This window comes from Comamonas sp. B-9 (assembly GCF_000410635.1).
Taxonomy (GTDB): Bacteria; Pseudomonadota; Gammaproteobacteria; order Burkholderiales; family Burkholderiaceae_C; genus Comamonas.
Map to the genome: position 1 here is coordinate 15,195 of NZ_KE148647.1, position 10,758 is coordinate 25,952.

Consider the following 10,758-nt stretch of genomic DNA (forward strand, 5'->3'; position numbering starts at 1 on the left):
GTTCTCGCGCCGCACCAGTACCGGGCCATCGGTGGTGGCGATGCGCGCCAGCGAGGCCAGGGGGATTTCGCCCTGATCGCCACGGGCGAGCTGCAAGTCCTTGAACCGCTCGGCCGATCCGCGCAGCCGGGCATCCCCGCGCACCACGATGGGCGTGCGCCTGTCCGGCTCGATCACCAGCCCGGCCGGCACGCCTTCGAGCTGCGAGCGCAGCTCGTCCTGAACCTGCGTCACGGCCAGTCCGGCGCGCCCCGCCGCCTGCGCATCCACCTTCACCTGCAGGTATTCCACGCTGTCGCTGGCCTGGGTGAGCACGTCGCGCGCACCGGGCACTTTCTCGATGCGAGCGGCCATGCGCTGCGCCAGATCGCCCAGCGTTTGCAGATCAGGGCCGAATAGCTTGACGGCCACGTCGCCCCGGCTGCCGGTGAGCATTTCCGAGATGCGCATCTCGATGGGCTGGGTAAAGCCGAATTCCAGGCCGGGGAAGGCATCCATCACCTTGCGTATCTCGGCACTCAACGCGTCCTTGTCGGCTGCATGCCAATCCTTGCGCGGTGCGAGCTGCATGAACAGGTCGGTTTCGTTCAGGCCCATCGGGTCGAGCCCCAGCTCGTCGGAGCCCACCCGCCCGATGCTGTGCCGCACCTCGGGCACCGCCGCACCGATGGCCTTCTGCACTGCCAGGTCAATCTCCAGCGAGCGCTGCAACCCGATGGACGGCGGCTTTTGCAGTTGCAGCAGGATATCGCCCTCGTCCATCGTCGGCATGAACGCCTTGCCCGTGCCGAGGTAGGCCACCACACCCAATGCCAGGGCCGCGATGGCGACCGCCGATGCGCGTAGCGGGTGGTGAAGCGCAGCCTCCAGCAGCGGTTGGTACAGGCGCGTGGCCCAGCGCATCACCCACGGCTCGGTGTGAGCGTGTTCCTTGAGCAGCAGCGAGGCCAGCACCGGCACCAGCGTGAGCGACAGCAGCAGCGAGACGCCCAGGGCGAATACGATGGTCAGCGCCACCGGCACAAACAGTTTGCCTTCCAACCCTTGCAGAGTGAGCAGGGGCATGAAGGTCAGACAGATGATGAGGATGCCCGAGGCCACAGGCATGGCCACCTCGCGCGCCGCGGCGAATATGCGGTGCAGGCGCGGCTGGGGCGCACTGGGCGCGTGCGGGTCGAGCCGACTGACGGCGTTTTCCACCACCACCACGGCAGCATCCACCAGCATGCCGATGGCGATTGCGAGGCCCCCCAAGCTCATCAGGTTGGCGCTCATGCCGACAAGGCGCATCAGCAAGAAGGTACCCAGCGCCGCCAAAGGCACCATCACCGCCACCACCAGCGCGGCGCGAAGCTCGCCGAGGAACAGAAGCAGCAGGATGACGACCAGTACCGTCGCTTCCAGCAAGGCGCTTTCCACCGTGCCCACGGCGCGCTCGATCAGCGTGCTGCGGTCATAGAACGGCACCACCTTGACGCCGGGCGGCAGGCTGGGAGCCACCTCGTCCAGCCGGGCGCGGATGGCCTTCACGAGCGCCGAAGCATCGGCCCCGCGCAGCGCCACCACGATGCCTTCCACCGCTTCGCCCGCGCCGTCCCGGGTGACGGCGCCATAGCGAGTCACGCCTTCGATGCGCACCTGGGCCACGTCGCCCAGGCGAACTGGGGCCGTGCCATTGGCCCCCGCGCGCAGGATCAGACGGGATAAATCGTCCAAAGTGTGGATCGCGCCTTCGGCGCGCACGATCAGCGTGTCCTCGCCCGCATCCAGGCGGCCCGCGCCGTCGTTGCGGTTGTTGCGGCCGATCGCCGTGATGACGTCCGAGAAGCCGAGGCCCGCAGCGGAAAGCCGCGCACGATCAGGCACCACGGCAAAGCTCTTGGCTTCGCCGCCCAGCACGTTGACATCGGCAACGCCGGGCAGCGTGCGCAGGGCCGGGCGCAGGGTCCAGTCCAGCAGGGCGCGCCGCTCGCTCAGCGTGAGGCTGCCGCCTTCGATGGTGAACATGAACACGTCTGACAGCGGCGTCGAAATCGGTGCCAGCCCGCCGCTGACGCCGTCGGGCAGACTGCCCGAAACACCGACATAGCGTTCAGCCACCTGCTGACGCGCCCAGTAGATGTCGCTGCCTTCGGCGAAGTCCAGCGTGATGTCGGCGATGGCGTACTTGGCCGTGGAGCGCAGCATCACGCCCCGCGGCACGCCGAGCAACTCCATCTCCAGCGGCGTGATCACGCGCGACTCCACCTCCTCGGGCGTCATGCCAGGGGCCTTGATAATCAGCTTGACCTGCGTTGGGGAAATGTCCGGATAGGCGTCGATCGGCAGTTGCAGGAAGGCCGCCAGGCCCGCACCCGCCAAAGCCAGCACGCCAAGCAGTACCAGCGCACGTTGGCGCAGGGAAAATTCAATCAGACGGGACAACATGCGTGGTCGCCCCTCATTGCAATGGAATGATGGATTTGAGCAGTGCCGTACCGCGCACGACGACCTGCATGCCTGCCGCAAGCGGCGCAGTGTCTGGCGAGACGGCACGCACGGCGCTTGACGCCTCTGATTCGTCTTGCCCCAGCAGTTGCACCGGAACAGCGCGGACGTGTAGGTCGCCTTGCTTGTCTTGCGATGACGGCTCAGCAACGTAGAGCACGTGGGCGCTGCCCGCTGGCAGCAGTGCGGACGATGGCACGCTCAAGGTGCCCTGCGGTGCTGGCAGCAACAGCGCGACACTGATCTGCTGCCCGGCCGCATAGCGGTCTGCCCCTGCCTGATCTGCATCGACGCGGCCACGTACCCGCAGGCTCTGACTACTGAGGTCAGTGTCGCCACCAACAGCCGTCACGCGAGCGATCGTGCCATCGGGAAGACGCACTTCCAAGCCTGGGTGGAGATCCGAGCGCCAGCGCAGCGGAACCGCGACGCTGACATCCAGCGGACCAGGCTGAGCCACTATAAAGGCGATGTCGAGCGGCGCGACCGCCTGCCCGAGGCTCAGGTGACGACGCATCACTCGCCCGGACAAAGGCGCCAGCAATTCATACTCGCCGGCCTGCCCGCCGCTAACGGGTCGAAGCCGTGCGAGGGCGCCATTGGCCTCTTGCAACGTACTTTGCGCAGCCGCCGCGCGCGCCTGGGTTTGCTCGTTGCGCGTGGCTGGGATGATGCCCTCGGCCAAGAGCGTGGCATCGCGCCGGGCCTGCGCCGCGGCCACCGCCGCTTCGGTGCGGGCACGCGCCAGATCAGCCTGCGAGGCCAGAACGTCCTTGCTCTGGATGCGCGCCAGCGCCTGTCCTTGGCGCACTGCGGTGCCTTCATCGACCAGAACGCGCGTCACCACACCGCCATAGGGCGCCACGACCTGCGCGCTGGCCGAGAGTGGTGCCACCGTCTGCGCGGGTAAGCCATCCAGCGGTATCACTGCGGCATCCTTGACGAGTGCGGTTTCCACACCCTGCGCGCGAAGCTGAGCGGCGTTGAGGTGAACGCCGCCAGCGTTCGGTTGGGCGACAGCCTCGCTCGCGTCTCTATCGGCCACGGTTGTCTGCTGCGTTGTCCAAGCCCACCAGCCGTACCCTACGGCAGCCAGAACTGCCACACTGACGGCGGACAGGGCCAAGGTCTTGGTTCGGCTGGCGGTGCCCGCCGCTTTCAAGGTCGGGAAGCTCATGCTTGTGCCGCCCCAAACGACGTAGAGCAGAGTAGAAAGCACACAGCGCGGATTGAAAATCCGTCGCATATGAAGCGGTGCGCGAGGTTAATGAGGCGAAACATGCGGTCGATCTCTTGTAAAAGATCGGCTCATGTTCTTCGGTGAAGCTTTGAGAAAGCTTTGGAGAAAGCGAAATTTGCTCAGTACGATGTATTTCGGCGAAACGCCTGCTTTGAGCAGCAAGCAATCGATAAACTGACTTTTCAGTAACTTGCTCTGATATGCCAGCGGTGCGCCTTTGCTACCTCAAACATCGGAGCTATACACCATGAATGTCAGGAATTCCGAATACCGTTTCAGTCCTTTGGTCATAGGACTGCATTGGCTGACTGTGCTTCTCATCATCGCGGTCTATGCGAGCATGGAGCTGCGCGGACTGGCACCCAAGGGCGCCTTGAGAGACGCCATGAAGTCCTTGCACTACCTGCTGGGCCTCAGCGTTCTGGTGATCGTCGTGATCCGTATCGGGGTGCGCATCCAGGCGGGCGTGAAGCCCGCGATCCAACCACCCATGCCACGCTGGCAGGCCACGCTCGCCGATGTCATGCACTATGCGCTCTACAGCTTCATGCTCGCCATGCCGCTGCTCGGATGGCTCACCTTGAGTGCGGCGGGCAAGCCGATTGTTCTGTTTGGCTTGCCCATTCCCTCTCTGATCGGCACCGACGTTGCTTTGTCGCGCCAACTCAAGGATGTCCATGAGGCGCTGGCGACATTGGGCTATGTCTTGATCGGATTGCATGCGATGGCGGCGCTGTTGCACCACTACGTCATGCGTGACAACACACTGGTTCGCATGCTTCCCGGTCGACGCCCCTGACCTACTGGCCTCAGGCTGCTTCATATGAATTCGAATCTCCAATGACCAAATTTCACCACCGCGCCCACCCTGAAAGTCACCGCACTGAACATATCGGATGGCTGCGCGCCGCTGTTCTGGGTGCCAATGACGGCATCATTTCCACGGCCAGCCTGGTTGCAGGCGTGGCTGCTGCCCATGCAAGCCATGCCAGCATCATGACCACGGCCATCGCGGGGTTGGTAGCCGGTGCCATGTCCATGGCTGCAGGCGAGTTCGTGTCGGTCTATTCACAAGCTGATACGGAGAAGGCGGATCTGGCGCGGGAACGTGATGAACTGAAGAACAGTCCGGAAGCCGAACATCGCGAACTCACGGCCATCTATGTTCGGCGCGGCCTGGATCATCGACTCGCGGATCAGGTCGCCACGCAATTGATGGCGCATGATGCGTTGGGCGCGCACGCGCGCGATGAATTGGGCATTTCTGAAACCTTGAGCGCTCGCCCGCTGCAAGCCGCTATGGCGTCCGCTGGAAGCTTCGCCGTGGGTGCGGCCATGCCGCTGGCCGTGGTTCTGTTGGCGCCGGAACAGAGCCTGCTCTATTGGATCGTCGCGACGGCGATTGTCTTCCTGGCCCTGCTCGGCGCTGCGGCTGCTGCCGTGGGGGGGACGCCGCTCTTCAAAAGTGCGCTGCGCGTCGCGTTCTGGGGCACATTTGCCATGGCGGTGACAGCGGGCGTGGGAGCCATGTTCGGCACTGCGGTGTAGATCTTCGTCAATCTCAGAGCAGCGGTGGCCAAGGGCCAAGCCGTGCGGACAGCCGACCGTTGTCCAGTGAGAACGCCAGCGGCAGGTCTATGGCATGCGCGAGCGCCAGAGCCAGTGCAAGTCCCAGCCCGGCGTGGTGCGCCGTGCCACCTTCGGAATCCTTGCGCCAGAAGCGAAGTCCGAATTGATCCAGATCGGATGCCTGCAAATTGGGAGCTGTGTTGACGATGGTCAACATCCAGCCGGAAGCCGCGCGCTCCAGCCTACATTGAATGTCGTCGCCTTCGGGCGCGTATTCAATGGCATTGCGCAAGAGGTTGGAGACGATGCGTTCGATCACGCCCTGATCGCTTTGCACCCATGCCGATTCAGGCAAAGTCACACGGATAGGTGACTTGGGTGCCATTTGCTGGACGTTGAATCCCGCCAGCAACTCTTGCAGCAAAGCTGTTAGATCCAGAGGATCAAGCGCAAGTGTGTGTTGGCCGGATTCAAGCCGCGCCAACAACAGCAGAGTGTCCACACTGCGCTGCATGCGTGAACTGGCCTGGATCGTTGCATTCAGGGCGCGCTGGATTCGGGTCGGGTCGGCATCGATCAAAGCGCTTTCTGCGCTGATGCGGATTTCTGCCAAGGGCGTGCGCAACTCGTGGGCCACGTCGCGGGAGAAGCGGCGCTCGCGGGCAATGGCCGCATACAGGTGATGCAAGCCCTGATTGAAGGCTTCGGCAAACGGCCGCAGTTCGCGTGGAAAGTCCGCTCCGATCCGCGCAATCGGCCGATCCGAACGCAGGTCGGCCAGTTGCACGCCGACGCGCTCCAGCATGACCACGATGCGCCGAACCATGAGCAGCGCCAGGCCTGTGGCCAGGAGCGTCGCCAGCACGATACCGCCCAGGAGCGTGAAGTGGATGCGCCGTTCGGTTTGATCCCAATCCCGACGTTCTGTTGCCACAACCAGCAATCGAGATTCCTCACCTCTTACTGGCACGCGCGTCGCCAGCGCGCGGCCCGCGTGGCCGTCTGGGAGTATCACGTCGTAGTAGCGTGGGGTGCCTTGCTCCACCGGTCCAAGCGCCAGCTCGGCCCCAGCACTGCTGGGCGAACGCAGCAAGGTCCGGTGGGTCTGCGAATCGAAGACCGTGAAGAACTCGGTATGCCCGCCAGGCTCGTATTCCGGCATGAGGCTTTCGAGCTTTCTCGCATCCAACTCCTGCAGCACGCGCCCCACCGCCGCTGATCGTTGCATCAGGGTGGTATCCATCCGTCGGTAGATTTCGTGGTCAATCCAGTAGTCGAGGACGGGAAACAGGATCGCGAAGGTTCCTCCAATGCAAATCACCAGGCTGGCAGCCAGCCGCCGCTGCAAGGACCAGGATCCGCCTTGACTCGCATCAGAAAGGGCTTCGGAATCGGGACGTACCATCGTTTAGGGCAGGATGTAGCCGAAGCCACGGCGTGTCACGATCAGTTCATCCAGGCCGCACTGGGCAAGCTTGGTTCGCAAGGTGCTGACGATCACCTCTACCACCTTGTCCGATGCATCGCTGCGGCTGTCGTACAAATGTTCAAAAATCTGCGGGCGCGACAGCGTGGCGCCGCGCCGACGCAGCAGCAAGTCGAGCAGTCCATATTCCTTCGGTGTGAGCCCAAGATCCATGCCCTTGAACCTTGCGGTGCGCGAGCGCGGATCGACCTCCAGATCGCCGTGGCGCAGAACTGGAACGTCCCGTTGCGGCGGACGCCGCACCAGCGCCCGCAGGCGAGCCAGCAGCTCGGCCAGCTCGAAGGGTTTTGTCAGGTAGTCATCGGCACCCGCATCCAAGGCCCGCACCCGGTCATCGAGCAGTTCGCGCGCGGAGAGCACCAACACCGGTGCGGTATGGGCCTCCCGGCTCAATGCGCGCAACACGCCAAAGCCGTCCAGCCGGGGCAGCATCAAGTCCAGAATGATGGCGTCGTACCGGTAGCTGGCAAGAAACTTCAGCGCGGACACGCCATCGGCTGCTGTATCGCAGGCATAGCCTTCCGACTGAAGGCTCTGGCTCAGGGCTTCGGCCAGCGTTTGCGAGTCTTCCACGATCAATATGCGCATATGCTTTCTTCTATTCAGCGCATCTCGAAAAGCTCTTGGTGGAACGCTTCCGGCTCCAACCCCTGGGCCAGCAGATCGGCGCGCAACGCGCGGCCGAAGGCCGTGGGGCCGCAGAACCAGACGCTGGCGTCTTTCCAACCCGGCACCATGGCACGCAGGCGCTCACCCGTCAGGCGACCGTCTTTCTTGTCGATGAACAGGTGTAGCGCAACGCCGGCCGCCTGGCTGTCGGCGCGAAGCTTCTCGATGGCCTGCGGATCAGCGTCGCTCGTCGGATGGAACAAATCGACGGGGCGTGCGTCTCGGCCTTTGTGCTGCGCCAGATACTTCATGCGCGCAATGAATGGGGTGATGCCGATGCCGGCGCCGATCCAGATCTGGCGGGCACGCCCGTCGTCGAAAGTGAAGCAGCCGTAAGGCCCCTCGACCGTCACCCGGTCGCCAACTTGTAGGCGTTCCGGCAGCCGGCGGGTGTGGTCGCCCAGCGCCTTGGTGATGAAGGTGATGCGCCGGTTTTCCGGCACCCAAGCTGAGGCCAGCGTGTAGGGATGCGGGCCTTCTTTCGGGTTGGACATGGCGAAGGCAAACTGCCCGGGCCGGTGGCCGGGCCAGCCCGGCTCCATCCGCAGGGTGGTTTCCAGCACGTTCAGCGCAGGGTAGGTCTGCAGCGATTCGATGACACCGTGCGCGGTGCGCTGCGCACCGACCCGGCCCAGCAGTACCCACACCGCCGATACCGTGCCGCTCGCCAGCAGCATAGCCAAAGCCCAGCCCACGGGCTGCGCCCAATAGGAGAACTGCACAAGCACCAAGGTGTGGAAGGCCAGCACCAGGTAGATCGCTGCCATCCAGTGGTGTGTCTTGGCGAACGGCCGGTAGGGGAAGCGCTTAACCAAAGCCAGCACCAGTAGCACCGCGACGGCGTAGAAGGCCCATTCGCCCAAGTCCTCGGCCAGTCCGCGCCAGCCACGCAGCGCCGATTCAATGGAGCCCATTGAATCAGCCGCTGCGCGGGGCTTGCGCGCCGGGCGCGTCAGCCAGCCCCAGCCTACGGCCCACTTGGTACCCTGCGCCCACAGCCAGTGTACTGTCGCAGCGGCCAGAGCAGCGATGCCGAGCCACTTGTGCAGGCGGTACATCTTGTCCAGTCCGTTCAAGCTGGGCTCCAGCCACGCAGGGCGCGTGGCCAGCACCATCGCCACAGACATCGCGCCGATGGCCAGTACGCCGCTGTATTGAATCCATACCGTTCGCAGGGCGAAGTAGTTGGACTGTGCAGGCCAGAGCGTATCGGTAAAAAGCCATAGAGCGCTCAATGCCAGCGCAAAAAACCAGAACGTCCAAATTATTCTCTTCATCGTGGATTTGCCCCAAATTCTGCGGAAGGCGCATGCGGTACTGGTCTGAAGCCATCAATCCAGATACGCGATAGCGTGCCTTTGAATGTGGCCATGTATCCGAAATTACAGAAAATTTTAATTCTGGCATCCCAACCTTTGGTAATGCTTTGGATTGATCAACCATCAATAAATAGGATCTAATTTTTCCCACCGGCTTGTGGCATTACCTTGACTCAAGAAATGGTTGGCCCCCGATGCCGCCCAATCTCCCATGACACCGTGCCGCCGCGCACCGTCGCGGCAAGCTGCTGCCCCATTCGCTGCTCGATCACCGGTTTCCACGGCACCAGGCTGAACCCCATGCCGTCATCGAGCATCGCGTAGCGCCCGCTGGCAAGCATGACGGAGCGTCGGTAGATGCCGGCCACGCGCTGCCCGTCGGCCACGGGTCGATGCTCCAAGCCAGTTTCGGCCGCAATGTCTTTGGCGACCTGCGCCAGTTCCCGGTTGCGCAGTGTGCCCAGCAGGTTGCGCGCCAGGATCACGCGCTGGCCGCGCCGCTCGGCCAATCCCTGTTCGGCCAGGAAGTCGGCGCGCTGCTGCATCGCCTGTTTGGCCTCGCTGCCAAAGCCGAGGTCGCCCAGGCCCGAGCCGCCGCCGATCAATTGCTGGTCGAGCCAAGTGGCCCCAATCACGCGGGCCTGCCGCTCGATGGGCAGGTGCGATTTCAGTTCCACCGCCACGCCGCCCAGACGCTGCGCGTCGTAGCGGCGGCCCTGTTCGGCCAGGTCGTCCGGCACCTTCCAAAGTCCCTCGGCCACGCGCTCCACGATGCCGGCGCGGCGCAGGGCTTCCAGCCGGCGGACGTGGACCGCGACGACTTCCTGCGGATCACGGCCCGGCACTGTCTGCCCCTGCGCGACGGCCAGATGATGGTCGGTGCGGTACAGGCCACCGCTCGCCAGTGCGGTGATGTTCTTGTCGGCCGCACGCACGTCGGCCGATCCCTTCACCGCCACCACGGCGCCGGTCGGATAGTTCGCCAGCTCGTCGCGGGCATTGAGCGCGACGTAGTGGGCCTTGCCGTCCACGCCGTCGATGACCAGATAGCTCCGGTCGCGCAGCTCGTCGGCCAGCCCCTTCGCGGCTACGCGGCCGAGAATGGTTCGGCCATCGTCGCCCGGCTCGAACACTGCCAGCTCGCGCGGCTCGCCGCGCATGGCCCGCTGCATGGTGCGGATGATGTCGCCACGCTCGCCCAGGGTGCGCAGGGTCTTTCCCGCGTCGGCGTGGACGGCCCAGGTGCCGGGCTGCATTTCGTCGGCCAGGCCCAGGCGCTGCAAGCGTTGCAGCCGGCCAACCAGCAACAGGCGCTGGCGTTGCAGTCTCGGTTCGTTGAAGCGTTCGATCTGCACTCGGCCGTGGTCGCCGGCCTCGCGTTGCAGGGTGCGATCCAGGCTCGTCCACCGCTCCTGCTTCACCTCGCGCTGCAAGGTCTGCTGGATCTCCAGCTCGGTGCGCGGCCCCAGCCATTCGGTCGCCAGCTCGGCGGCGCGATGGCGGAAGCCATCGGCGATGTAGTCGCCCGCAATGATGAGGTCTTTGCCGGTGTCGTCGCGCCCGCGCACGACTATGTGCGTGTGCGGGTTGTCGGTGTTCCAGTGGTTGACGGCCACCCAATCGAGGCCCGTGCCCAGGTCGGCTTCCATGCGGCCCATGAGGTGCCGCGTGTAGGTGCGCAGGTCTTCCAGCTCGGCGCCATCCTCGGGCGAGAGGATGAAGCGGAAATGGTGTCGGTCGTCGGCGCAGCGTGCCTTGAAGGCGTCGAGGTCGGCGGCATCGGTCTGCGGCCCGTAGGCTTGGCCCGGCTCTCCATCGCGGCCCACGCCATCGCGCTCGATGTAGCGCAGGTGCTTCGCCAGCGACTGCGGGCTGGCCTGGCGCTGATTGACCAGCAGCGTCTTGATGGCCACGCGCCGCGACATGGGCGTCAGCTTCGCCCCGGCGAAGCGCGCCGCCGTGTGGCCGCGCCCCAGGCGCGAGCCGGG

Annotated in this window: 8 protein-coding genes; 2 read left to right on the top strand and 6 right to left on the bottom strand. The window is 64.5% G+C overall.

Going from position 1 to position 10,758, the window contains the following annotated elements:
• Together H928_RS28995 and H928_RS0120385 are read right to left on the bottom strand one after the other, a co-directional pair.
• Positions 1–2,427, bottom strand: a 2,427-nt coding sequence (locus tag H928_RS28995; RefSeq protein ID WP_239645034.1) for an efflux RND transporter permease subunit, incomplete at its 3' end; no start/stop codon positions are given.
• Between the two features lie 13 nt (positions 2,428–2,440).
• Complete coding sequence (locus tag H928_RS0120385; protein ID WP_021028152.1) at positions 2,441–3,664, bottom strand: efflux RND transporter periplasmic adaptor subunit; 1,224 nt, start codon at positions 3,662–3,664, stop codon at positions 2,441–2,443.
• 310 nt (positions 3,665–3,974) lie between these two features.
• Between H928_RS0120385 and H928_RS0120390 the strand changes: the two genes are divergently transcribed.
• Entirely contained in the window at positions 3,975–4,526 is a 552-nt protein-coding gene (locus H928_RS0120390; RefSeq protein WP_021028153.1) for a cytochrome b, read from the top strand.
• A 41-nt stretch (positions 4,527–4,567) separates the two neighbouring features.
• A complete protein-coding gene (locus H928_RS0120395; protein WP_021028154.1) occupies positions 4,568–5,275 on the top strand; it encodes a VIT family protein in 708 nt (235 codons plus the stop codon).
• 13 nt (positions 5,276–5,288) lie between these two features.
• Here the strand turns inward: H928_RS0120395 and H928_RS0120400 are convergent, their stop codons facing one another.
• From H928_RS0120400 to H928_RS0120415, 4 genes are all read right to left on the bottom strand, one after another.
• Positions 5,289–6,701, bottom strand: a complete 1,413-nt coding sequence (locus H928_RS0120400; protein ID WP_021028155.1) for a histidine kinase dimerization/phospho-acceptor domain-containing protein — start codon at positions 6,699–6,701, stop codon at positions 5,289–5,291.
• Positions 6,702–6,704: 3 nt separating this feature from the next.
• Positions 6,705–7,370 (bottom strand): response regulator transcription factor, encoded by a 666-nt coding sequence (locus tag H928_RS0120405; RefSeq protein ID WP_021028156.1) that lies wholly within the window; start codon positions 7,368–7,370, stop codon positions 6,705–6,707.
• Positions 7,371–7,384: 14 nt separating this feature from the next.
• A complete protein-coding gene (locus H928_RS0120410) occupies positions 7,385–8,728 on the bottom strand; it encodes a ferric reductase-like transmembrane domain-containing protein (RefSeq protein ID WP_021028157.1) in 1,344 nt (447 codons plus the stop codon).
• A 215-nt stretch (positions 8,729–8,943) separates the two neighbouring features.
• The coding region (locus H928_RS0120415) for a relaxase/mobilization nuclease and DUF3363 domain-containing protein (protein ID WP_021028158.1) at positions 8,944–10,758 on the bottom strand (1,815 nt) is incomplete at its 5' end.